This window comes from Bacillus sp. FJAT-53060 (assembly GCF_037104745.1).
In the GTDB taxonomy this organism is placed as follows: Bacteria; Bacillota; Bacilli; order Bacillales; family Bacillaceae; genus Bacillus; species Bacillus stratosphericus_B.
In genome coordinates this window covers 37487-60967 of record NZ_JBAWSW010000008.1, presented here as the reverse complement: position 1 = coordinate 60967, position 23481 = coordinate 37487, and the positions used below count along the sequence as shown (strand labels likewise).

Here is a 23481-nt window from a genome sequence, read left to right as displayed (position 1 = left end):
AGATCGTGTTGTAGGAGGGCATTGAAATTGGCACAACAAGAGTTAAAACGAGATTTATCAAACCGTCATGTTCAATTGATTGCGATTGGCGGAACCATCGGAACAGGGCTGTTTTTAGGCTCTGGAAAGGCCATTCAATTGGCGGGTCCGTCGATCATTTTTGCCTACTTAATTGTCGGAATGGCTATCTTTTTTGTCATGAGGGCACTTGGAGAATTGCTCTTATCTAAGTCGGGCTATCAATCGTTAACCGATATTGCACAAGACTATCTTGGTTCTTGGGCTTCATTTGTGACAGGATGGACGTATTGGTTTTGCTGGATTATGACAGTCATGGCTGATGTCATTGCGGTCGGGGTGTATGTGCAGTATTGGTTTGACATTCCGCAATGGATTCCTGCACTCATTTGTTTGTTGATTTTACTAGGATTTAATTTATTAACGGTGAAGCTTTTTGGAGAAATGGAGTTTTGGTTTGCACTTATTAAAGTCATCACAATTCTATTGTTAATTGGAGTCGGGATTGTCCTATTAATCATTGGGTTTCAAACAGATGCCGGATCTGTGACGGTCACGAATCTTTGGTCACATGGCGGGTTATTTCCAAATGGTATAACAGGCTTCTTGTTGTCATTCCAGATGGTGATTTTTGCTTATGTAGGAGTGGAACTTGTCGGCGTTTCCGCAGCAGAAACAGCGAATCCACAAAAAAATATTCCGTCTGCGATTCATAAAATTCCATTAAGAATTCTTTTTTTCTATGTGGGTGCCATCTTTGTTTTATTATGTATCAACCCATGGACCGAGCTCAGTGCATCAGAAAGTCCCTTTGTGAAAACCTTTGGACTTATTGGTATACTAGTAGCAGCGGGGCTCATTAATTTTGTCGTTCTGACGTCTGCAGCTTCAGCTTGTAATAGCGGTATGTTCTCAACGAGCCGTATTTTGTATAATCTCAGTCATCAAAAGCAGGGGCCAACTTCCTTTGGCCGACTGAATAAGCACGCTGTCCCAAGCAATGCGCTGTTTGTTTCAACAATCGTGGTGTCTGTCGGGGCTCTTTTGAGCAAGATGATGCCAGAACAAGCCTTTGGCATTGTGACGACGATTAGTGCCATTTGTTTCATTTGGGTCTGGAGTATTATTTTAATTTGTCACTTAAAATATAAAAAAGCACGTCCTGATCTGCATGCGGCATCTACTTTTAAAGCGCCATTCACACCTTTTGTGAATATCGGTGTCCTTGTGCTCTTTGCTGCCATTCTCGTGATCATGCTCTTCGCTGACGCAACACGCCCAGCGCTGTTATTGACACCAGTATGGTTCGGTTTCCTATTTTTGATTTATGCACGAAAGAAACGAAGTGCATGATAATGGGCGAAACAGCAAAGTCTTTTCGGGATGTGCTTTTTATCAATTAACGATTTCGAATCTTCAACATATACTTTGCATTGAGAAGAGTTGAGAGCGATTGACTCCGAGGGAATACACAATCAAAATAAACATGGCACCGGTCAATAGAAAATTCATCATTTGAAAGGTGTAAAACAGCCCTTCCAGCATCACATGCTTTTCGCCTTCTTTTCTGATATAGTCCTTGTCTGATGGATTTGGTAGATTGCGATTAGAATAGACAAGCTTTAGCACAGATATCGCTACATAAGAGTTAATTATATTGATCATCAATAAAGTTACATTGACAAGGATGAGCTATAGTTGTTGCTTGGTCACGATAGCAACACCAATTGCCTCGTTTTTAGTTCATCCTCCTCGAATAGAAAAATAGTGAAAGCTTAACAGCCAGCAGGGACGGCATTAATACGTCTCGTTCCATTAAGCTGATCGTCTGGCGAGAAACCTTTACACGCTTTGCAAGCTCAGTTGGTTCAAACCATCACGTGGGGCAGCTCTTTTAGCCGATTTTTCATCATGTCACCTCAAATATTATCCCAATATTTACTTTATTGTAAAATATTATATTCATTTTGATATTTGTCAAAATGATAAAAATAATTGTTATAAAGATCACCTTTATTCAAAAGGTCAACAATGATACGCTAAAGGAAAGAGAAATAGAAAACAGGTGATGCCCATGCTCATTGATCAATTAAAAAATGACTTACATCAATCACAACCGTTGTTTATTGGAGAAGAGACAGCGTTCAAAGCCGCAGTCCTTGTCCCTTTGGTGCAAGTCAACGGGGAATGGCATGTTTTATTTGAGATACGATCGCTGACGATGAAAAAACAGCCTGGTGATATTAGCTTTCCTGGAGGCAAACTCGACGGGGGCGAAACAGCGCAAGAAGCGGCATTGCGAGAAACTCATGAAGAACTGGGCATTCCGCCCGAATCAGTCGAAACCGTTGGACAGCTCAGCCCTTACATTGCCTCTCCATCCTTCGTGGTGTATCCATATGTCGGTATCATTGATGAACAGAAGGTCAAACACTCCTTTAATCAAGAGGAAGTGGAGGAGACCTTTATCGTGCCTCTATCTTGGCTCTGCCAATACGAGCCGTACTTACATCATGTATCTGTTCAGCCAACACCAGCTGAGGACTTTCCTTATGAAAAAATCATGAATGGTGAGAAATACCGCTGGGGGAGTCGTTCGATTGAGGAATGGTTTTTTGATTATGAAAACTATACCATTTGGGGATTAACAGCCCGCATATTAAAGCATTTTGTGTCCGTTGTAAAAAGAAATGCCTAAAGAATCGCTCTCTAGGAATTTGGGTTTATATAGACGCTCTTTCGCTGTTTGTTTTTCTTTCCCAATTGGAATAGGGGATCTAGCTTGGCTCAATCCGTAGGAAGGCATGTTCACACGTAGACTGATTCATACGAGCCTGCTTGAATTTGATAGGTTTCATGACAAATTCCTACTGCGTCATTTTTCCGTGCTCTCTGATTAAATGCTTTCCAAGCCGCCAAATGTTTCTCCATCTTGGCATAGGCAAGGAGGTCCTCTATTGACTGCAAATATTGAATCATGGTTGTGGTGCGTAAACCAAGTCCCGAAAAAACCAATCTCTTCTGATGCGTATACAGTTCTTTGATCATGCTAGGAATTATTGCCATGAATACAGGCAGCCATTGATGGATGGCCCAGCGTTAATTGATTCGTTATCAGTTGTGTATCTGCCAGCAAGTATGTGTTTTTTCATCTGTTCACAAGTTTCCACTGCACCAATCAATTCCTGCTTGGGTCACTTTCTTTCCATAATCTAAACCAGCCAGTACTTCATATCAGCTTCATCTGGATACAGTTCATTAATGTTTTTTTAATCGAAACATATGTCTCATAACGGAACGAAGCCCCCCTCCCATAATCCTGTAAAAGCGCCAGTTTTTTCTCAAAAGAAAGATATTGTCCAAAGAATAACTTTAATAAAACTTCATTTCGTTCTACTGGTAACTGATCAGCGGCTGCGCCACATCGTATAATAAGCAGAAGAGCACTTAAACACAAATCTAAATTGAGGGGTCTATTTCACCTTAATAGACCATTTAAATTTTGCAGTAGAACACTTCAAAAAGAATATTAATATCACAAATCTCGTGTACTGGGAAATCAAAAATTACTAAGAAGAATTTGAAGTAGGTAATTATGCACTAGGTGAAAAACCTGATTCGAAAGATGGTATAAAGTATGCCAAGATGATCGGGAGTAGAAGTCAATCTTGCGATAATTAAATGTGAAAATGGACCTTATTACAGCCGGTTCATTTCCCATGTGAAATTCTTTGTGGGAAGATTTTATGCAAATAAATTATTATCAGATCAAGAAAATGAGCTGCTGGAACAAATTGCTCACTTGTATCCTCAGCAATGGATGTTGCCAACAGGTGCATAGTATCGTCATCATATATTGTGGTACATATCCACCGCCTCCTTTCTTTCAACAAGTAAAGTAAATGTATAACCACTCGCCTCATCATGAGGCAAGTGGTTCTTTGTATAGTACCGTTTTATATTATGTCCCTATAGGCCGTTCTGCTGTACCAGGATTCGAGTCATTTAACGGATTGAAAAACCCTGTTTGTCCAAAGACAACGATGGCTAAAGCGAAAATCAGTAAACTCATTTTTTTCATCAGAATTCCTCCAGTCAATTTTATGATGTTCCGTGTGATAGGCTTCCTTTAAAAAGAGATATGCTTGATCTATTGATCCCAACTCTTCAAAGTGTCTCGCAGCTAATGCACTCAATTCACGTCCACCTTCAGCATCCTTTAATTCTTTCAGAATACGGATTTCATCGAAACAGGTTTGAGCTTTTTTGGTCATGTCTTCAGTGAAATATAGATGATAGAGCAAATTCATTTTTGCTGTATAGATGGGGCTTTTCTTCGTTTCATGTTTTTGTTTAAGCAATTCGAAATAATAGAGAGCTTGTGTTCTGTCATCAATAGAGAGCAGCTCTTTTATTAACATAAACATGGAGTGATGGAAATAACACGATGAAAGGTAGTCATCATCACTAAGAGCCTTTTCTAGTGCATCGATACATTTTTTTGATTCTCCAGCTTCGGCATACAGAATGCTGATATTATGATAAAGCTGTGATGTTAGAAAATAATCATTTAGACCTTTTGCGATATATAACGCTTTTTTGTAGTAGTTCTCTGCTCTTTTGTAGTCACCAATATCCATAAAATTGGTGGCGGCAATCACAAAGGCTGCAACCAGTCTCCTTTCATACCCTTCATGACTTTTGAAAATATCAATGGCATTCTGAATATAGTGAAGTGAAATCAGGCTTTGATGAAGCAGCATATATAAGTTTGCAATCTTTGTATGAAATTCAGCTACTTCTATTTCATCAGGAATGTTTTGTAGTTTTTTCTCTGCAATCTTAAATAGTCCAATCGCTGAAGCATAGTCTCTCTTATGTGATGCGTAAAGGGCTTTGTACAGGTAAAAATAGTACTCAATTAAGTCATTTGTTTTAGAGGGGCAATCTAGCTCTGTCTTTTCATTCAGATTGTGACCTCTTCTTTCATATAACATGAGTTTATACTTGCCCTCTAGCAATGAATAATAAGTCAAGACCTCCTGATTCTCTTCCATTTTTTTAAGTAATTCCTTTAATTCTGTATACATTGCGTTTGCACTGTGTACATCATGCTTACGAATCGCAATTCGCCAATCATTTAAACGGTTCCCCACCTGTTCAGCTGAAATGGTAGTCATGAAAATTTCACCTCTTTAAGATCCTTTCACCTGTTTCAACAAAAACGATATCACAATTTTTGGTAAAATATAATTGTTTTGGAGAGGTGATTGACAAAAGGTAATAAAAGGGACCTTAGGTCATGTGATGTACGATATTGTACTGATGAATAATCGTTTGTACAAATGAATAAAATCGTTTTTTAAAATGCTAAAAAAGTGATAAACAGATCAATTTTGTCATTATTTTTGAAAATATCACCCAAATATTTATAATAAAGCAATTTTAGGTATTTTTGAGGAAGAATGAAAGATCGATCTAGTAAAGAAAATCAGTTATAATGTTGCTAGAACGTATTGGGAAAGAAATAGATAGAAGCAGACAAAGATAGATATAAATACCAATTACAAAGAATCACGTATGTTAGAAAGGATTTCGGAATGAAGAAAAGATCTCAAACCTTGAATTGGACAAACACACTAGTTATTATGACGTTCTTACTCGTTTTAGTGACTCTTTACATGTCAAAGACATCCTTTTATAGCAAAGAAATTGAACTGTTGACGGAGTCATGTCAACAAGCAGACGGAAAAATTATTTTAGAAACAAATGATTTTTCCATGGATTACTTATTTACATGTAAGGAAAAGTAAAAACAGCCAGCTTCTGAAGTGCACCCCAAATGTTAGAACTTTTCTTTATTACTAAATTAAGAGCACCTTTTGGCTCATCTGCAAAAAGAATGCTTGGTTCATTCATCAGAGCTTGACAGATAGAGGCTCTTTGGGCTGTCCGCCTGATACCTCTAATAAATATCTATCTGCTAATTGACCAAGATCAAGCTTTTCCACTTAAATATTTAGCTCGTTCATTTATTTTTTTCTCGGTCTTTTTTCGCTAAGTAAGCTTCAGCAATAATGTTGTCAAATAGATTGAGATTCTTTAGTAATTGGCTGTGCTAGTGGGTGTAACCTCTTTTGACTAACAAAAATGAACTTCACTCTCCTTTTAGACCGACCGTATGCAGGATTGGTATTAAAGGGACCAATCACTGATTATTGTTATCCAGCTCTCCAGTTAATCGTTTGAGAAGGGAGGAGAAGCTTCCCTTTTTTGCATGTAACGAGGTCTCAAGGATATCTATAAATGCTAGAGCTCGTTGCATACTTTCTTCGGCGATCGTTGGAAAAGGCTCCCATCAAATATGACCTGTGCAGAAGCAAGGAGAAATTCAACCGTCTCTTGCGGATACTGCGTCTGAAAAGTTCATTCTTCTACACCTTGCTGAATGACATCTGCCAAAACGGGTGATAGTTCTTTAATGGCTTTGATCAAGTTTTTTGATGCATTTCTGCATTAGAAGGTTGATGAAATTGTTCTATCATGCCCTGTTTATTACTGCCTTGCTTAGGAGATTGGGCCATATGATATGAAATAGCTTATCGACTACTGGCAGGTTTGGATCAGCCTCAATGCGCTTTGCCACAATGATATCTACTTTTATGATCCTATCACTAATGGCATCCATCACTTCTTCTTTGGATGAAAAGTAATTAGAATGTGCCTTTTGCAATGCCCACGGCTTTTAAAATGTCACATTTTTGCGCTCCTCAGGATGTTTAACGGTTCTCATAAAGCCATCCTTTCTTTTATAAGACTGTCGGTTGGTCCTTTAATTTTATTAAACACTTTTCAACGACTGTTTTTTGCGAGCTTTGCATTTATTGTGCAATGACACTATGATACATTGAATGAAAACATCTTCAGGAGAGATGCTGTATGCAATTTTTAACCAGTAAATTGGCTCAAGAAATGGTTGAACGAACGATGCATATTTTACATCAAAACATCAATGTTATGAATGCGGATGGTGTGATTATTGGTTCTGGTGAACGAAAAAGGATTGGACAAAAACATGACGGAGCACGACTTGTGCTGTTAAGCGGGAACAGTGTCGAAATTGACCAGGAGAAATCTCTCCACCTAAAAGGAGTGAGGCCCGGAATCAATTTGCCTATTTGCTTTCACGAACAAGTAGTTGGTGTGATTGGGATTACTGGTGAGCCAGAGGACATTCGGCATCATGCCGAGCTAGTGAAAATGGCAGCTGAACTTGTATTAGAGCAATCTTTTCTGCTTGAACGAGTTCAGTGGCGGCAACGTATAGAAAGTGAAATTGTCAATCAGCTTATATCTCAATCCGACGTTGGTGATCATCAGCTAAAAAACCGAGCTGCATGGCTGGGAATGGATTTAGATAAGCGTCGAATGGCGGTCGTTTTTCAGCCAGTTCCCTCCTCTGAGGACACCGTGCACAAAATGATGCATGCGATACAATACGATAAGAATCCAACTGATTTACTAGGAATGACCTTCCTTCATGAATTGATTCTTTTAAGACAGCCGATCCGTGAACATAGTCTGAAGCATGTGATTGAGCAGCTACAGCGAACGATGACGAGAGCAGTAGGTGGACAAGTACTTGTGGGTGCAGGAAATGTTGCTGACGATATGAATCAATTGCCATTGTCTTTTCAGCAGGCGAGGGATGCCCTGCGGTTGGGGAAGGTTCTTGATCCAGGGGAAAGCATGTATTTCTTTGATTCTTATCAGCTTGAAAGCTTGTTCATGAGAGCAGGAGTCACCGAAGAAGAAAATTGGTGGAGTGATTTTTACAAGCCGCTTATACAAGAGACGGAGCTCGTCCTTACGTTAAAGGTTTATATTGAAGAGGGCGGTGATTCGCAAAGGATTGTTGATCGTTTATTTATTCACCGGAATACACTGCGATATCGTTTAGATAAAATCAAAGCAATGACCGGAAAAGATCCGCGTCATGTGAAACAGTTGATGGAGCTCTATATGGCACAATTGATGATTCAACTCCCCTGATTGTGCATTTGCACAACTGGATAAAGTGATAAATAAAAAAAGATTATCTAGATTCACAACTCGATCTTATTCAGTAAACGCTTACAATAAAGAAAAGACAAACTGGGGGGATCGGGAATGAATGGAGAAGTGACGGTAAGTACACTTGGAGCCATTATTGCGCTTGTGATTGCTATTGTTCTCATTCTAAAAAAAGTATCACCTGCTTATGGCATGTTGGCAGGTGCATTCGTTGGTGGTTTGGTTGGTGGTGTAGATATTGCTCAGACCGTCAATGTCATGATGGATGGAGCTAAGGACATGATTCCAGCGGTCCTTAGAATTATGTCCGCCGGAGTTCTTGCGGGCGTCCTAATTGAGTCGGGTGCAGCTTTATCTATTGCTGAGTCCATTGTGAAAAAGCTGGGAGAGGCAAGGGCGCTATTAGCACTCGCGCTTGCGACGATGATTTTAACAACGGTGGGTGTTTTTGTAGATGTAGCCGTTATCACGGTAGCACCCATTGCCCTGGCAATTGCTAAACGGGCAAAGCTTTCGAAAACGGGAATTTTACTTGCGATGATTGGGGGTGGAAAGGCGGGAAATATCATGTCGCCGAACCCGAATGCAATTGCCGCCTCTGATGCTTTTGGTGTACCCCTTACTTCAATGATGGCGGCAGGTGTTATTCCGGCTGTGTTTGGTTTAGCTGTTACGTATGTGTTAGCCAAAAAGCTCGCAAATAAAGGGACACCCATTTTTGAAGAGGAAGTCAATCAAAGCAAGGTTCAAGTGCCTACCTTTTTTTCATCGCTGATTGGTCCACTTGTTACCATTCTCTTGTTGGCCCTAAGGCCGCTGTTTCAAATCAATATAGATCCAATGGTTGCCTTGCCGATTGGAGGCATTGTAGGCGCTATTTTTATGAAAAAAGGAAAGTATATCAATGATTATGCGATGTCAGGGCTTCATAAAATGTCAGGTGTAGCGATTATGTTATTAGGGACAGGCACATTAGCAGGAATCGTATCCAATTCTTCCTTGAAAGAGGTTTTTATTCAAGCACTTGACGCATCAGGATTGCCTCCTTATTTGCTCGCACCAACGTCGGGAATCTTTATGTCAGCAGCAACTGCTTCGACAACAGCAGGAACGGCAGTCGCCAGTGGTGTATTTAGCGGAACATTGCTTGGGCTTGGCGTATCTGCTCTTTCAGGCGCAGCCATGATTCATGCTGGCGCAACTGTGCTCGACCATATGCCGCATGGGAGCTTTTTCCATGCAACAGCAGGAAGTGTTCAAATGGACATGAAAGAACGGTTGAAATTAATGCCCTTTGAATCGTTAATTGGTTTGACTTTAACCGTTGTATCGACCATTATCTTTGGCATTTTCCAACTGTTCGGCTGAAGACATGATGAGAAACGGAGGGTTTTTGGATGAAAATTGTGATTGCACCAGATTCATTTAAAGAAAGTTTATCTGCTTATGAGACGGCATGTGCCATTGAGCGAGGGTTTCGTTCTATTTTGCCAAACGCAGAGTATATTAAACTTCCAATGGCAGATGGGGGAGAGGGTACGGTTCAATCACTGGTTGATGCGACAGGTGGACACATTGTCAATCAAGTGGTAACAGGACCTCTTGGTGAGCCGGTGGATGCCTTTTTTGGCATGCTGGGGGATGGTCAGACCGCTGTCATAGAGATGGCCGCAGCATCAGGATTACACCTTGTCCCGCCAGAAAAAAGGAATCCTTTATTCACAACGTCTAGAGGAACGGGAGAATTAATGCTGGCCGCACTGGATAAAGGAGCGAATCATTTAATCATTGGGCTTGGCGGAAGTGCAACGAATGATGGCGGCGTTGGGATGATGCAAGGCTTAGGTGCAGCTTTTCTCGATAAAGCAGGACAAGACCTCATGCAGGGCGGTGGACCACTGAATCAATTAGCTTTTATTGATCTATCTGGACTCGATCCTAGACTTCAAGCTGTCAGGCTAGAGGTGGCTTGTGATGTGGATAATCCTTTAACGGGTGAGAGAGGGGCATCAGCCGTATTTGGTCCTCAAAAGGGAGCAGATGATGAAATGGTTCAGCTTTTAGACAGAAACCTATCTCATTTTGCACTTGTGGCAGAAAAGCAGCTAAAAGTATCCTTTTGTGATGCAGCAGGTGCAGGAGCAGCAGGAGGACTTGGTGCTAGTTTATTAGGTTTTTTACAGGCTGATCTGCAACAGGGAATAGATATTGTGCTCAAGGCTGTTCATTTTGATGATGTCATGAAGGACGCAGACCTTGTCATAACTGGGGAAGGCCGAATTGATCGGCAGACTATCTATGGGAAAACGCCTATCGGTGTAGCCAAAGCAGCAAAACAGTATGATCTTCCTGTGATTGGCATCGCAGGCTCACTATCAAAAGACAGTGCAATTGTACATGACCATGGAATTGATGCGCTGTTTAGTATTGTTCCAGGTGTCACCTCTCTTTCTGAAGCGATGCAAGATGCGGGTGTTCATGTAGAGAGAACTGCGAGGAATATTGCAGCTGTAATGAAATTTGGAATATAAAAGTAAATGATTTAAAATTTTCCTTTTCTATCTCGTTCATTTCTATAGAAATGTGGTAAAATAAAATTGGGACGAAGGTGAAAGGCAGTCGTTTAGTTGAGGGCGATTATACCATTGATTGTAAAATTCCTAGCTTTGCGAATATGAAGTTAAATTCAGAGTTTGTGAAAAAGATATAATGAATGAAGAGGCTGTCGATAATAGCCTCTTTATTCATTTCAATATTTATAGGTGAAAGAAATAATCATAAAAAGAATTCCATACATATAGACTTGTTGAAAAAGGTTCGTTTCAGAAAAAATCAAGCTTCTTTTCACATAAAAATCCGCTGTTTTCTTAACCCTACCTTAAAAAAGGCAGATGATTCTCTAAATTTTTCCTAATCCTCTTCACAACTTTCGGCCATTGCTGTACCATATGGAAGTGTTCTTCTATTTTTGACGGATCATGGGGTTTATCTGGAAATAGATGATACTTAGAAAAAGAAGGAGAGGTAACGTTGAACGTTTTAGAACTGAATAATGTATCTAGGCATATTCGCGGGAAAAAGATTGTTCAAGACTTGAGTTTTTCTGTCCAAGCGGGCGAAGTCTTTGGCTTCTTAGGACCGAATGGCGCAGGGAAAACAACCACCATTCGTATGATGGTCGGTCTTTCTCCAATTACCTCTGGTGACATTCTGATTAATGGTCATAGTATTCAAACCTCATATCAGCATGCCATTCAAGATGTCGGTGCGATTATTGAAAATCCGGAAATGTATAATCATTTAACTGCAAGGCAAAATCTTGTCCATTTTGCCAGAATGAATGGAAAAGTGGATGAAGGTCGAATTGATGAGCTGCTAGAGCTAGTCAGTTTGCAGCATGTAAAACATAAGCGTGTCCGTACGTTTTCACTAGGAATGAAGCAACGTTTGGGCATTGCACAGGCACTGATACATAAACCGAAACTGCTGATCTTAGATGAGCCGACCAATGGGCTTGATCCAGAGGGAATTCGGATGATACGAAATTACTTGAGAAGGTTGGCAAAGCAAGAAGGGCTGGCTGTCATCGTCTCAAGTCACCTCATGTCAGAAATGGAATTGATGTGTGATCGTTTTGCCATTATCAAAACAGGAAAGCTGATTGCGATTGAGGATCAGCGTGCGGAGACGAAGCAGGCTGATTTGGTCAATTATCGAATGAAGATCGCATCAAATGAGCTTGAAGAAGCGCAGAAGCTCATTGGTGCATTCGAGGAAGGCATCACTGTAAGGAAAGAGGAGCATTACTTATTCTTCTCCATGCCAGAAGAGAAAATGCCGCAATTGATTTGTCATTTGAGCGAGGCTTCTATTCATTTGTACGAAATCAAAATAGAAAAACAGACACTAGAAGATAAGTTTTTAAGCTTAACTGGTAAAAAGGAGGCAGACGTATGATTCGCCTCATTCAAAACGAGTGGATGAAGATCAGTTATCGTGTCGGTACGTGGATTATGGTTGGACTTCTTGTTTTAGGCATGATTGCCACGCTTATCTTTGCAGTTAAAACAAATGACGATGATCAATCGATAAGTGATTGGAAAGCCGAGCTGCAAATGATCAATAAAGAAAAGAAGCAAGAATTGAAAGAGAATGATTTAGGATTTTATAAGAGATCCCTTGAAAAGGATATTGCGATCAATGAGTATCGTATCAAACATGATTTGCCTCCAGCCGATCAATTCGGTAAAAATGCATGGACTTATGTGAAGATAAATGCTGATTTGCTTCAGCTCGTTGGTGTATTTGTGATTATTATTGCAGCCACGATTGTCTCGGCTGAATATAAGCATGGTACAATTAAATTATTATTGATTCGACCACCATCAAGGTTGAAGGTTCTTTTATCTAAATACTTTACCGTTCAACTTTACTCTCTATTCCTTATCGCAGTCCTATTTATCTTATCATTCATCTTAGGTGCGATATTCTTTGGACTAAACCATGATTATGTGTATTTGTCTTACCAAAATGGTGAAGTCATTGAACGATCTCAGTTTGCGAATATGGTTTTTTATTATTTGGCACATTGTTCCATGTTCGTTGTACTAGGGACACTTTCTTTTGCAATCTCAACGGTATTTAGAAGTGAGGCCATTTCTATTGCAATTAGTGTGTTAGCTTATATTGTGGGAGCATCCATCACAAGCATTTTGATGTTCTTCTTTGATTGGGCGAAATACTTATTGTTTGCCAACGACCCTGCACAATATTTCGCGGACACACCTACTTTTATCGAAGGCATGTCTCTAGGATTCTCATTAACCGTCCTAGTCATCTATTGGGCTATTTTCTTGGCTATTGCCTTAATTGTCTTCCAAAAGCGAGAAGTGAAAACAGGCAGTTAATCTAATTTTTTAGGAGGTTTACACATGATAAAACGTAAAGGTGAAAAAGTAATGGGGATTATTAGCATTGTCCTCAATGTCATTGGTGTTGGTTTTGGGGCATTGATGCTCTCTATGGATCAATCGTTTTTTGATCAATTCAATGAAGTGTTACAAGAGGAAGGCGAAACATTGCCAATCGAAACACTTCAGGCTTCGGTTCATGCATTTGGTATTCAATTCATGGTGGTTTCTGCCATTGGGGCTTTGTTAACCATTGTTGGTGTGATTATGTTGAAAACAGACCGCCGCGCCGTGCTTTCTGGTATTCTCTTCTTGGTTTCTGCGATCACTCTTTTAATTGGAACTGTTGGTCTTGCCTTCGTTCCGATGATCTTGTTGCTTATCATTGGATTGATGTCACTTATTAAAAAGCCGAAAACTGAAGTGCACACGAGTGAATATCCTTCTTAAATAAAAGAAAAAGACATGCGTCCATATGCGCATGTCTTTCTTTTTTTAAATGATGCCAATTAGCTTGGCGACGATCAGTAAAATGATACTGAATCCCCACATCCAAAAGAAGGAATAGCGGATATGTTTCCCCATATCCACACCTGCAAGGCCTACAGCAAGCCAAACAGCAGGGGCGAGTGGACTGACAAAGGTTCCGATGATATTTCCAATCATCATTGCATATGCCGCTGATGAGCCAGACACGCCAACCTCAGATGTAATCGATTCGACAATTGGCAGAAGTGCATAATAATAGGCGTCTGTACTTGTCAGCATATCAAGTGGTACCCCAAACATCCCCACAATGATGTGTAAAAATGGAAGCAAGAAAGCAGGTAGAATTTGAACGCTGTCAACAGCTATTGCTTTGAGCATTCCCGTTCCTTCGAGAATTCCTAGAAATGAACCTGCGGAGAAGATGACAGCAGCCATCATCAGCGCACTCGGTGCATGAGCCTTGATTCTTTCCATTTGTACATTCACATTCGGATAGTTAATCAACAGCGCAAGAGAAAGTCCAATCATAAACATATAACTGGCTGGAATCACACTCAGCACAAGAAGGACAACAACAGCCAAAAACAGGATGAAATTCACCCAGATGAGGTGATAACGTTTTAAAGAGGCGTCACCTGTTTCACTAATAGATTGAATAGCCCGGTCCCAATCAGCGCCTTCTAGTTGAACGGCGGCAATTTCTTTTGAAGCAATTTTCACCCTAATCCGTTTTTCTTCTCGTTTCCCTAAGATGAACGCCATCCCCAACACGAGAACGACTCCGATGAGCTGAATAGGGATGAGCGGTACCCATAGCTCTGATGGATCCATATTCAAGACACTTGCTGCCCGTCCAGTCGGTCCAGCCCATGGCACCATATTCGTTAATCCGGCACTAGTTCCGATTAATAACAGCAGTAAGTAAGGACTCATATGTAATTTTTTATAAAGTGGAAGCAGTGCAGGCACAGTTAATAAAAAGGTGGTGGCTCCTGCTCCATCTAAATGTGCGAAAACGCCAATTAGAGCTGTCCCCATCGCAACCGTGACAACATTTCCCTTTGTCAATTTGATTAAAGCTTTTATGACAGGTTCAAAGAACCCTGTATCTTGTAAAATACCAAAAAATAAAATGGCGAAGATAAACATGGTCGCCACTGGTAATACTTTGATAATCCCTTCTTCAAAGAAAGTTTGAATATCATTGATACCAAATCCTGCTATGATTGCCCCAACTAAAGGTACCATGACCATGGCGACAATTGGACTTGCTTTCCCCCAAATCAGCAAAACAACAATCGTTAAAATAATCAACAACCCAAAAAACGTTAACATAAGTCCCTCCCCCTACAATAAACCGTTTACACTTGTTTACTCTTTGTATACCAATGCAGTCCCATATCTGCATTGAAAAAAGGTTACCAAAAATACAAGTATTATGCAACCGCTTTCATACCTATGCAATTGTAAAAAAGGATTTCAAAACCAATCATGGTGCGGGATCAAACATGTCAAAAAATTTAGATAAAAAATAACCATTCAATCGTATATCTACAATTGCTTTGGCATCCCTTGACGCAATCGATAATCCAGCTTTTTCGGCAATGTTCTTTATTTTTGCTGCCAAGGTAGTCCTTTACGGAGTGGCAATGAATTAGTAAGATATATGTAAAGAAGGTGTTGGATTAAGACTGCTGATAGGAGAGGGGCAGATGTATTACGATGCATTGAAGACATTCGTGACAGTCGTAGAGGAGAAAAACTTTACAAAAGCAGCCCAGAAGCTGCGAATTTCTCAGCCGAGTGTCAGTCTTCATATCAAGAACTTGGAGCAGGAATTTCAGACGGTTCTGCTCAATCGTTCGCCGAAGCAATTAACTGTGACACCAACTGGGGATATGTTGTACCATCGTTCAAAGCAAATCATTCATTTATATGAACAGGCGAAGCAGGATATTTATGAGCATCATCATCTGGCAAGAGGGAAACTGACGATTGGGGCAAGTTTCACCATTGGGGAGTACGTGCTGCCGCAAATCTTAACAGAGTTCCATCAGCTCTATCCACATGTCGATATTGAGGTGGTCATTGATAATACCGAGGCGATTGCCAGACATGTCCGTTTGTTCCATGTCGATATCGGTCTCATTGAAGGACAGACCAATGACAAAGAACTTTCTGTGGAAACCTTTTTAGAGGATGAGCTCTACATCGTTGCTCCATTAGATCATCCGTTTGCTAAGAAAAAGGATGTCACAATTGATCAATTGCAAAACGAAACATGGATCACGAGAGAAGAAGGGTCAGGTACCGGAGAATACTTGCAGCATGTGCTGAAATCAAATGGACTGAAGGCGCGAACCTTTGTGACATTTAGCAGCAACCAAGCCATTAAAGAAGCTGTCATCCACGGGATGGGGCTATCTGTTTTATCCAAATACGTCCTCCAGCGAGGCAGTATTGGCGGTGAGTTGGCTGTCATTTCTGTGAGAGGAATGGACTTTAAACGAAAATTCTCTTATGTCGAATCGCCGATGACAGGTGGAAATAAAAATAAGGAATTGCTCGTTGAATTGTTAAGGAAAGAGAGAAAAGACGCTTCTCCAAAGTAGGAGAAACGTCTTTCTTATCATCCTTTTATTTTAATTTCATCGACTGGAAAGAACATTTTACCTGTATCGGAGTATTTCATCGTCACTGATTCCCTTCTTTTAAATAAATGACAAGGGGCTCTTTTTCAGATGACATGGTGTAGTTTTTCCCATCGTCTAGTAGGAATGTGACGGTTGTATAATCACCTGTCTTTTCCTTGAACACTCGTTTGACCTTGCCAGTCGTTTTTTTCTTTTCTTGCTTAGATGAGCTGTTGACTGTGCCGTCGCCCTTTTGAAGGCTGTTTTATAGGCTCTCAGTGCTTCGTATAATGTTGAAGCGTAAGCAGCGATTTCAGGGTTAGCCGCAGAGACAATAAAGTAGTTCTGCAGGAATCCGTTTGAATCGAAAACAGGTGTGAGCCAGCTTGCTTTTCCATAGAAATTGTAGAGAATCGGCATGCGCCCTTTCCATTTCTTCTCGATGAATCATTTCTCAATAATTTGCAAAGCGCCCTGGGAATCCATGTAGGATTCTTGAAGATTTCCGGTAAAATAAGTGGCTTTTCCTGTCCGGGCATTCGTCAGTGCATACCCGAGCATGAGATGTGGGAGGTGGACACGATCGAACCATTAAAACATGTATATCAACAATTATTTATTCAAGAGTTAGCAGAGAAACTTGCACAAGAGTCGACTTTATTTAATGCTGGTGAATTTCAGCGGCTCGTGTTACAAGAGGATTGGCCGCAGCTTGAGCTAAAAGAACGGATGAGAAGAATCACTGAGTCGATGCATGCCTGTTTGCCAGAGGATTACGAGCAGGCAATTGATGTACTGTGTCAGGTAGCACCACATTTTACAGGGCTTAGTGCACTCGTATTTCCAGACTACGTAGAGATGTATGGTCTTAAACATTGGGATATCTCGATCAAGGCGCTTGCCTTCTTTACGCCTTTTTCCACTTCTGAATTTGCCGTTCGGCCTTTTCTGATTCAACATCAAGACAAAATGCTGGCACAGATGCTGGTGTGGTCACAGGATCAAAATAGCCATATCCGCCGGCTGGCAAGTGAAGGGTGCAGACCACGTTTACCATGGGGATTATCAGTTCCTTCGCTTAAAAAGGATCCTTCGGTCACGCTGCCTATTTTGGAAAACTTGAAGTCCGATTCGGCCAAGTATGTACAAAAAAGTGTAGCCAATCATTTAAATGATCTATCTACGATTCAGCCTGATCTGATGAAGCAAACGGTCAAAAACTGGTATGGAACCAATAAGCATACGAACTGGATTGTCAAACATGCATCCCGTACATTACTCAAAAAAGGTGATCCAGATATCATGGCTTTGTTTGGCTATGGAGACGATCCGTCCATTCAAGTAATAGATTTGAAGGTAGCGATAGATTCTATTTGTATTGGAGAGAAAATGACCTTTCATTTCATTCTTCAGGCTGACAAGCCACTAAAACTGCGTGTGGAGTATGCCATTGATTACGTCAAAGCTAGGGGTACCCGCAATCAGAAGGTATTTAAAATCACAGAATTTGAAACAGACTCAGCGTTACATAGAGAATTTGTCAGGTCACAGTCGTTTCAAAATATGACGACAAGAAAACACTATAAAGGAACTCATACATTAACGATCATCGTCAACGGCATCCCAAAAGCGTCAGTTGACTTTGAAGTTGGAGCAGCTAACGAAAAAACCCGCCATTGAGACGGGTTTTGGCATTTACGCCTTCTTTTTCATCAAGAATGAAGCAATGATGGCCGCAATTAAGAAACCGATACTAATAATCGAGCTTGGCAAGTTTTCTTGCCTGAATAGGAACAAAACAAAACTTACACTTAGTACTAGACCTGCAAATAAAGTTAAATAAGGAAACAACCAAACCTTGAAATACGGCTCCTGTGGATATGATGGCCGCAGTTTCAAATGTGCCAGACAAATGCTGATCCAAATAAGAGAAACGGCGAAACCAGGAATAGCCAGCATATAACTGAAAATCTGTTCTGGATATAAATAAGCAAAGAATGTTCCAATTAAAAGAAACAGAACGGTCACCCATAAACTCAAAATAGGCACGCCTCTTTTATTGACCTGTGCCAGCTTTTTCGGGCCGCCGTCTGCTTTTGATAAAGAATGAATCATCCTCGTCGTTCCATAAATGCCGGAATTGGCCGCAGATAGAACGGCTGTAATCAATACAAAATTAATGAAGTGAGAGGCGCCTTGCATACCTGCAGCTGAGAAGACTTGAACAAAAGGACTGTTATTTGGATCGATTTGATTCCAAGGAATCAGTCCGCAGATAATCAAAACCGGCAATGTGTAAAATAAGATAATGCGCCACATCATGCTTTTGACAACACCAGGTAATACCTTCTCCGCATTCTTTGTTTCTGTAATGGTCAGCCCGATCAATTCAGAGCCTCCATAAGAGAAAATCACAACTAATAATGATGCAAAGATAGCGCCCCATCCGTTCGGAATGAAGTTTTGATAGTTGGTGAGAGCAGGTGTGCTTTGTTCGTTTGGAATGATCCCAAATAATAATGCTGCACCGAGAATAATAAAAACAATAATAACGAAAATCTTCATTCCAGCAAACCAAAACTCAATTTCACCAAAGTATTTTACATTATTTAAGTTAATTCCGATGACTAAGAGTGAGCAAAGTAAACATAGTGACCATAACGGCACATGGGGCAACCAATATTGAAGCAAACTGCCTGCTGCAATGATCTCGATGACACATACAGTGAGCCACATAAAACAGTAAACCCAGCCGACAACAAATGAAAAACGTTGACCAAGCGCAATCTGTATAAGATCACGAAGATTATTCCCCGGATAGACAATGGCCATTTCAGCTAAGGCTGCCATGACAATGAGAAGTAGTAATCCAGCAAATACATAGGAAAAGATAACCCCAGGACCTGCTAAACCGATTGTATCGGCACTTCCTTTAAAGATTCCTGTACCAATGACCCCGCCCATCGCAATCATGCGAATGTGACGCGGTGATAAAAGCTTTTTTAATTCGTGTTGTTCTTGATTTGCGCTCATGACGTTCTCCTTTTTTAACATGCTTAAGTTCCATTTTCTTTTTTCAAGACGTCAGTGTCAATATAAAAAAAGAGATTTTTCAGACAAAATAGACGGTTGATTCTATCAATTTATACACTTATACCCATAAATTCCTTCCGTCACCTATCATTAAAAGCTTTTATTAAACTTCAAGAGGAAAACAGAACATTTGCCATATTGATGACATAAACAATGGTCTGTTTTTGTTGATCTATCATTTTTATTACTAAAGTCCTAAAAACATTATTTATAACTTTAAAATAACAGAGCAAGTGAATGCCTCGGTCGATGATTTGAATCAAATGTCTCAGCGTCTTGTGACGTACTCAAAGAGTATTTAATGTCAAAAACCCCCTTTTCATCAGAAGGCGGTTTTTTGATTAAGCATGATCTGCTGGGAAAACAATGCCGATATCTTTTCTTGCGGCTTCAAGGACTTTCATGATAGAGAGACTTTCATCAAGCCATTCATAACACTGTTCATGATTTTCTATTTCAATGATGTGTTGGAAAGCTTCTGCTTCATAAAACAGGGCGTTCCGATTTATTTGTGCATTGAGTGGGATCATTTGATCATCAACATGTAGCAACACTTCGTCTCTTAGTATACCTGATGTTTTCATAGAACGTGTATCTCGTATCTGGGTGCAGAGGGTACCAGTAAAGAACACCGGCACATCTTTGGTTGCCTTTGCAATTAGCTGATGTTGGCTAATATTTGTTTCGTTAACAATTGAATGGCAGCCTTCCTCTTTTTTAACTCATGAATGGATTTTTGAATATCTTCTACTTTTTGTTTGAGCAGCTGTTCAGCTTCTGTTTTTGACTGATTCTCGAATAGTGACGACATAATTTTACGAATTTCTTTGAGTGAGAAATCTAGCTTTCTCGCTTCGGTGATGAAGGAGAGCATAAGCACATATTTTTTATCATATAAACGATAGCCGTTATGTGCTCTTTTTGGCTCGGGGAGCACACCCTCATTTTCGTAAAAACGAATGGTTTCGATATGAACACCAGACATTTTTGATAATTTCCCTCTCGTAAACGTAATCATTACCTGCACCTCCTTTCTTTGCTATTTATCATACAATTAGAACTGCTAGTTTCAAAATATTCTACGGTAATTTTGAAAAGGGAGGTAAGCTCTCCTCAAAGCAGGATTAATAGAATACGTTATATAGAGTAGGATGGACAGAAAGAGAAAAAAACGATAGGCTAAAGTAGGTAAATAGTACGATGAATCATATATGATCATGTAGATGATTGCTCAAAATAGTGACAGCACGTGTTTGCTGAGAAAAGGGGAGCAGCGAATGTATAAATTAGTCGCAATTGATATGGATGGTACGTTATTAAATGATCAACATATGATGCTGGATGAAGTGTTTGAAGCCATTCAACAGGCGAAGGCAGAAGGAATTAAAATTGTTTTATGCACGGGCCGACCAATTGGCGGGGTGAACCGCTATTTAACAGAGCTTCAGCTCGATCAAGAGGGAGATTATGTGATTGCCTACAATGGAGCACTTGTGCAAAATAGCCATACAAAAGAAGTGGTGTCAGAACTGACTTTATCCTATGATGATTTGACTTCTTTATATGAATTGAGTCGTCAGTTGAATACACCTATGCATTATTTCGATTCAACTCATTTGTATACACCAAATCGCAATATTAGTGAGTACACAGTGCTTGAATCCTACTTAACAAAATTACCACTTAAGTATTTACCTGTTGAAGAGGCAGATCAATCAATGAAACTTCCGAAGATGATGTATATTGATCAGCCAGAACGGTTGGAAAAGACGATACAAGCCATCCCACCTGAAGTGAAGGACAAGTATATGTTGGTGAAAAGCACGGATTTCTTCCTTGAGATCATGCATCCTGATGTGAGCAAAGGAAATGCCGTGAAGCTTCTAGCTAAGGAGATGGGGATTGCTCGTGAAGAAGTCATGGCCATTGGCGACAACGGGAACGACGTGTCGATGCTAGAGTTTGCAGGCTGTGGCGTCGCCATGGGAAATGCCATTGATGGTGCCAAAGCAGTAGCGGATGTTGTGACAAAATCCAATAATGAAGCCGGAGTCGCACATGTGCTACATGAGCTTGTCTTAGGAAAATAAAGAAAAGAGCAGTCTACCAGGGGACTGACCCCCGTTTTTGAGACAGGGATCAAAACACCTCCATGTTTTATTTCGGATCACAACGGTCCGTTTTCAAACTTGAAGGTGTTTTTTATTTGTCTCATCTTAGGGGGTCAGTCCCTGCGAACGGTGATTTCGCTTTGGTGGATTAAAAAACAAAGGAAGAACGGGGATTAGTGATTAGAGCTACCGTTTTGAACACATACAAGAAGACTAGCATCATACTAGTCTTCTTTATGGGGATGACACATCTCCTTTTTTCTTGACACTTGCTGTAATGAGTTTTGTCAAGGTGTCAGATCCTTTTGTTGAAAGATGGACGCCATCTGGCTGAAAATAGGATGACTGTCCTGTAGCGGCTGAATGCCAATCGACCAACGTGACGTTGCGATGTTGATTCGATACCCGCCGGATCACTGCGTTGACGTCATTTTCCCAAGCCCTCGGAATTTTCGTGTTCACAAGGAAAATGTGTGCTTTTGAAAAATGCTGAATGAATGATGTCAATGTGCCCTCAGTGAAATAACCATTTGTGCCAAGCTCAATAATTACAGCTGCATCTGTTTGATTAAATGAAGCGTATTGAGGGGCGATGCTGATGGCTTCCTTCATTTGTCTACCAACCTTTGCATCAATGGTGATTTGTTCATATACCTTTTCAAGATTCGGGGCAATGTCTAACATGACGGAATCGCCAATGGCAAGAACTTGGTGAAATTGTTTGTGATCTGCTGCTTTTTTCTCGTGTTTATCATTCTTTTTCTTCGCTTTTGATTCAGGAGGGTCTACTGCTTTTTTTGGCGCAGTCTTAATGTGTGTCACTTCTTTCGCATGTGGAGATGTATGAGACGAGCTAGACATGCCAATCGTAAATAAAATCAAGAGAGCTGCGCCGATCCCAAGGAACACTTTATTGGACACAGACCATTGTTTGATCCCCTTTTTCCAAATAGACCAAGAGGTAAAATATTGTCTAAACCCAAGCTGGCGAATCGGCTGTTCGATCAAGCGGTAGGAAGCCTCTGCTATTAGTAGAATCGCTATGAGCTGCAAAGTGACACGCCACATGGAAGGCTGGCCAATCTCAATGACAGGTGTGGTCAATACGATGATTGGGTAATGCCATAAGTAGATACCGTAAGACCGCTTTCCAAGCAAGACGAGTGGTTTAAAGGACAGCCATTTCCCCACGAGACTTGCAGGGTGGCATACGCACGCAATTAAGATGGCTGCATTGAGACAGAATAAAAGCATACCGCCCTGGTAGAGAAAGCTGTCAAATTCGTCCACTGCATAAACACATAAGAGGAAAATCGCCAGTGAACCAAATCCCGTTATATGTAACATACGTCTGCCGACAGGAAGTAATTTTCTGCTTGAAAGTCTTTGCATCGGCCATACAAATGCAAGACTGCACCCAATCAGTAGCGCAAATGCGCGTGTATCTGTTCCATAATAAACCCTGCTTTGATCAGTATCAGGAGAATAGAGAATCGCCATCCATAAGGCGGAGACCAGTGCAAGAACAAAGGTGATCATGAAAAGGTGGGATCTATTTTTGATCCATTTCAGTCCAGCAATCAACAGCACCGGCCAGATCATATAAAATTGCTCTTCAATCGCCAAAGACCACAGATTCTTCAGTGGAGATACAGCATTGAAGCTATCAAAGTAAGACAGCTGATGGAAAATGTACCACCAGTTACTCACATAAAAAAAGGACGATAAAGCATCGCCCCTTATGGACAATAATGCATTTGAACCAGCAATGGCACACCAGCTGACGGTTAAAAAAATCATGACATAGGCAGCCGGAAGAAGCCTTCTAATGCGGCCCATCCAAAATGTCAACAGCTCTTGATAGCCCAAAGCTTGCTGATGTAACAAGATCGTCGTAATCAAGTAACCGGAAATCACAAAAAACAAATCAACGCCAAGAAACCCGCCGCTTGCGGATCCAATATGTAAGTGATAAGCAATGACTGCCATTACGGCAACAGCTCTTAGCCCATCTAATCCTAATATGTAACGTAAACGGTTTTCCTTGCTGTTCATGAAAATGAATCCCCCATCAATGTTAAACGCCTCTTTTTTGTTGCACTCCAAAAGAACAACGATTCTTTTATTTTATATAAGAGTAGACGAACCGGCATC

At 40.6% G+C, this 23481-nt stretch carries 19 protein-coding genes and 5 pseudogenes; 14 read left to right on the top strand and 10 right to left on the bottom strand.

Annotation, left to right across the window (positions count from 1 at the left end; genetic code table 11):
* Positions 1 to 27: 27 nt before the first annotated feature.
* Positions 28 to 1371, top strand: a complete 1344-nt coding sequence (locus WAX46_RS05210; protein ID WP_226567288.1) for an amino acid permease — start codon at positions 28 to 30, stop codon at positions 1369 to 1371.
* Between the two features lie 721 nt (positions 1372 to 2092).
* Positions 2093 to 2716, top strand: a complete 624-nt coding sequence (locus WAX46_RS05200; RefSeq protein WP_336493454.1) for an NUDIX hydrolase — start codon at positions 2093 to 2095, stop codon at positions 2714 to 2716.
* 110 nt (positions 2717 to 2826) lie between these two features.
* Here the strand turns inward: WAX46_RS05200 and WAX46_RS15755 are convergent, their stop codons facing one another.
* Positions 2827 to 3084, bottom strand: a complete 258-nt coding sequence (locus tag WAX46_RS15755; RefSeq protein ID WP_442895656.1) for a monooxygenase family protein — start codon at positions 3082 to 3084, stop codon at positions 2827 to 2829.
* Positions 3085 to 3501: 417 nt separating this feature from the next.
* Here WAX46_RS15755 and WAX46_RS05190 point away from each other — a divergent pair.
* Positions 3502 to 3591: pseudogene (locus tag WAX46_RS05190) on the top strand (PRD domain-containing protein); the annotation flags it as partial.
* Between the two features lie 428 nt (positions 3592 to 4019).
* Here the strand turns inward: WAX46_RS05190 and WAX46_RS05185 are convergent.
* Positions 4020 to 5198 (bottom strand): Rap family tetratricopeptide repeat protein, encoded by a 1179-nt coding sequence (locus WAX46_RS05185; protein WP_226567290.1) that lies wholly within the window; start codon positions 5196 to 5198, stop codon positions 4020 to 4022.
* 420 nt (positions 5199 to 5618) lie between these two features.
* Here WAX46_RS05185 and WAX46_RS05180 point away from each other — a divergent pair, with 420 nt between their 5' ends.
* Positions 5619 to 5831 carry a hypothetical protein gene (locus tag WAX46_RS05180; protein ID WP_226567291.1) on the top strand — a complete coding sequence of 71 codons (213 nt, stop codon included), beginning with the start codon at positions 5619 to 5621 and terminating at the stop codon, positions 5829 to 5831.
* A gap of 55 nt (positions 5832 to 5886) precedes the next feature.
* On the opposite strand, the pseudogene WAX46_RS05175 reads toward WAX46_RS05180, so the two are convergent.
* Both WAX46_RS05175 and WAX46_RS05170 read right to left on the bottom strand, forming a co-directional pair.
* A pseudogene (locus WAX46_RS05175) lies at positions 5887 to 6136 on the bottom strand (ATP-binding cassette domain-containing protein); the annotation flags it as partial.
* 90 nt (positions 6137 to 6226) lie between these two features.
* Positions 6227 to 6811, bottom strand: a pseudogene (locus WAX46_RS05170) (TetR/AcrR family transcriptional regulator).
* 146 nt (positions 6812 to 6957) lie between these two features.
* Here WAX46_RS05170 and WAX46_RS05165 point away from each other — a divergent pair.
* The 7 genes and pseudogenes from WAX46_RS05165 (at position 6958) to WAX46_RS05135 (ending at position 13451) form a co-directional block, all read left to right on the top strand.
* Positions 6958 to 8070 carry a CdaR family transcriptional regulator gene (locus tag WAX46_RS05165; protein WP_226567292.1) on the top strand — a complete coding sequence of 371 codons (1113 nt, stop codon included), beginning with the start codon at positions 6958 to 6960 and terminating at the stop codon, positions 8068 to 8070.
* A 117-nt stretch (positions 8071 to 8187) separates the two neighbouring features.
* The gene (locus WAX46_RS05160) at positions 8188 to 9459 is read left to right on the top strand and encodes a GntP family permease (protein ID WP_226567293.1); all 1272 of its coding nucleotides are present in this window, start codon (positions 8188 to 8190) and stop codon (positions 9457 to 9459) included.
* Between the two features lie 29 nt (positions 9460 to 9488).
* Positions 9489 to 10622 carry a glycerate kinase gene (locus WAX46_RS05155; RefSeq protein ID WP_336493453.1) on the top strand — a complete coding sequence of 378 codons (1134 nt, stop codon included), beginning with the start codon at positions 9489 to 9491 and terminating at the stop codon, positions 10620 to 10622.
* 62 nt (positions 10623 to 10684) lie between these two features.
* A pseudogene (locus tag WAX46_RS05150) lies at positions 10685 to 10801 on the top strand (PhnA domain-containing protein); the annotation flags it as partial.
* Between the two features lie 320 nt (positions 10802 to 11121).
* Positions 11122 to 12048: an ABC transporter ATP-binding protein gene (locus tag WAX46_RS05145; protein WP_226567295.1), complete on the top strand. Its 927-nt coding sequence runs from the start codon at positions 11122 to 11124 to the stop codon at positions 12046 to 12048.
* A complete protein-coding gene (locus WAX46_RS05140; protein ID WP_336493452.1) occupies positions 12045 to 12998 on the top strand; it encodes an ABC transporter permease subunit in 954 nt (317 codons plus the stop codon). The genes WAX46_RS05145 and WAX46_RS05140 overlap by 4 nt, the downstream gene beginning before the upstream one ends.
* Before the next feature lie 24 nt (positions 12999 to 13022).
* The gene (locus tag WAX46_RS05135) at positions 13023 to 13451 is read left to right on the top strand and encodes a DUF4064 domain-containing protein (RefSeq protein ID WP_336493451.1); all 429 of its coding nucleotides are present in this window, start codon (positions 13023 to 13025) and stop codon (positions 13449 to 13451) included.
* Between the two features lie 45 nt (positions 13452 to 13496).
* Here WAX46_RS05135 and WAX46_RS05130 read toward each other — a convergent pair whose 3' ends face one another.
* The gene (locus WAX46_RS05130) at positions 13497 to 14825 is read right to left on the bottom strand and encodes a CitMHS family transporter (RefSeq protein WP_226567298.1); all 1329 of its coding nucleotides are present in this window, start codon (positions 14823 to 14825) and stop codon (positions 13497 to 13499) included.
* 377 nt (positions 14826 to 15202) lie between these two features.
* Between WAX46_RS05130 and WAX46_RS05125 the strand changes: the two genes are divergently transcribed.
* On the top strand, positions 15203 to 16102 hold the full coding sequence (locus WAX46_RS05125; RefSeq protein WP_226567299.1) for a LysR family transcriptional regulator: 900 nt from the start codon (positions 15203 to 15205) through the stop codon (positions 16100 to 16102).
* A gap of 17 nt (positions 16103 to 16119) precedes the next feature.
* On the opposite strand, the pseudogene WAX46_RS05120 reads toward WAX46_RS05125, so the two are convergent.
* A pseudogene (locus tag WAX46_RS05120) lies at positions 16120 to 16684 on the bottom strand (hypothetical protein); the annotation flags it as partial.
* A 3-nt stretch (positions 16685 to 16687) separates the two neighbouring features.
* Here WAX46_RS05120 and WAX46_RS05115 point away from each other — a divergent pair.
* Positions 16688 to 17803, top strand: coding sequence for a DNA alkylation repair protein (locus tag WAX46_RS05115; protein WP_336493450.1), 1116 nt, complete (start codon positions 16688 to 16690; stop codon positions 17801 to 17803).
* A 15-nt stretch (positions 17804 to 17818) separates the two neighbouring features.
* On the opposite strand, the gene WAX46_RS05110 is transcribed toward WAX46_RS05115, so the two are convergent.
* The 3 genes from WAX46_RS05110 to WAX46_RS05100 form a co-directional block, all read right to left on the bottom strand.
* Positions 17819 to 19156, bottom strand: a complete 1338-nt coding sequence (locus WAX46_RS05110; RefSeq protein ID WP_226567301.1) for an amino acid permease — start codon at positions 19154 to 19156, stop codon at positions 17819 to 17821.
* A gap of 401 nt (positions 19157 to 19557) precedes the next feature.
* The gene (locus WAX46_RS05105) at positions 19558 to 19800 is read right to left on the bottom strand and encodes a hypothetical protein (RefSeq protein WP_226567302.1); all 243 of its coding nucleotides are present in this window, start codon (positions 19798 to 19800) and stop codon (positions 19558 to 19560) included.
* Positions 19801 to 19874: 74 nt separating this feature from the next.
* Positions 19875 to 20234, bottom strand: coding sequence for a MerR family transcriptional regulator (locus WAX46_RS05100; RefSeq protein WP_226567303.1), 360 nt, complete (start codon positions 20232 to 20234; stop codon positions 19875 to 19877).
* Positions 20235 to 20493: 259 nt separating this feature from the next.
* Here WAX46_RS05100 and yidA point away from each other — a divergent pair, with 259 nt between their 5' ends.
* Complete coding sequence (gene yidA / locus WAX46_RS05095; protein ID WP_226567304.1) at positions 20494 to 21306, top strand: sugar-phosphatase; 813 nt, start codon at positions 20494 to 20496, stop codon at positions 21304 to 21306.
* Between the two features lie 255 nt (positions 21307 to 21561).
* Here yidA and WAX46_RS05090 read toward each other — a convergent pair whose 3' ends face one another.
* Positions 21562 to 23382: an acyltransferase family protein gene (locus tag WAX46_RS05090; protein ID WP_226567305.1), complete on the bottom strand. Its 1821-nt coding sequence runs from the start codon at positions 23380 to 23382 to the stop codon at positions 21562 to 21564.
* Positions 23383 to 23481: the final 99 nt, after the last annotated feature.

Coding starts and splice junctions, on each gene's coding strand:
- WAX46_RS05200 (WP_336493454.1), top strand. CDS start 2,093: ATGCTCATTGATCAATTAAAAAATGACTTACATCAATCACAACCGTTG.
- WAX46_RS15755 (WP_442895656.1), bottom strand. CDS start 3,084: ATGGCAATAATTCCTAGCATGATCAAAGAACTGTATACGCATCAGAAG.
- WAX46_RS05185 (WP_226567290.1), bottom strand. CDS start 5,198: ATGACTACCATTTCAGCTGAACAGGTGGGGAACCGTTTAAATGATTGG.
- WAX46_RS05180 (WP_226567291.1), top strand. CDS start 5,619: ATGAAGAAAAGATCTCAAACCTTGAATTGGACAAACACACTAGTTATT.
- WAX46_RS05165 (WP_226567292.1), top strand. CDS start 6,958: ATGCAATTTTTAACCAGTAAATTGGCTCAAGAAATGGTTGAACGAACG.
- WAX46_RS05160 (WP_226567293.1), top strand. CDS start 8,188: ATGAATGGAGAAGTGACGGTAAGTACACTTGGAGCCATTATTGCGCTT.
- WAX46_RS05155 (WP_336493453.1), top strand. CDS start 9,489: ATGAAAATTGTGATTGCACCAGATTCATTTAAAGAAAGTTTATCTGCT.
- WAX46_RS05140 (WP_336493452.1), top strand. CDS start 12,045: ATGATTCGCCTCATTCAAAACGAGTGGATGAAGATCAGTTATCGTGTC.
- WAX46_RS05135 (WP_336493451.1), top strand. CDS start 13,023: ATGATAAAACGTAAAGGTGAAAAAGTAATGGGGATTATTAGCATTGTC.
- WAX46_RS05130 (WP_226567298.1), bottom strand. CDS start 14,825: ATGTTAACGTTTTTTGGGTTGTTGATTATTTTAACGATTGTTGTTTTG.
- WAX46_RS05125 (WP_226567299.1), top strand. CDS start 15,203: ATGTATTACGATGCATTGAAGACATTCGTGACAGTCGTAGAGGAGAAA.
- WAX46_RS05115 (WP_336493450.1), top strand. CDS start 16,688: ATGTGGGAGGTGGACACGATCGAACCATTAAAACATGTATATCAACAA.
- WAX46_RS05110 (WP_226567301.1), bottom strand. CDS start 19,156: ATGAGCGCAAATCAAGAACAACACGAATTAAAAAAGCTTTTATCACCG.
- WAX46_RS05105 (WP_226567302.1), bottom strand. CDS start 19,800: ATGAAAACATCAGGTATACTAAGAGACGAAGTGTTGCTACATGTTGAT.
- WAX46_RS05100 (WP_226567303.1), bottom strand. CDS start 20,234: ATGATTACGTTTACGAGAGGGAAATTATCAAAAATGTCTGGTGTTCAT.
- yidA (WP_226567304.1), top strand. CDS start 20,494: ATGTATAAATTAGTCGCAATTGATATGGATGGTACGTTATTAAATGAT.
- WAX46_RS05090 (WP_226567305.1), bottom strand. CDS start 23,382: ATGAACAGCAAGGAAAACCGTTTACGTTACATATTAGGATTAGATGGG.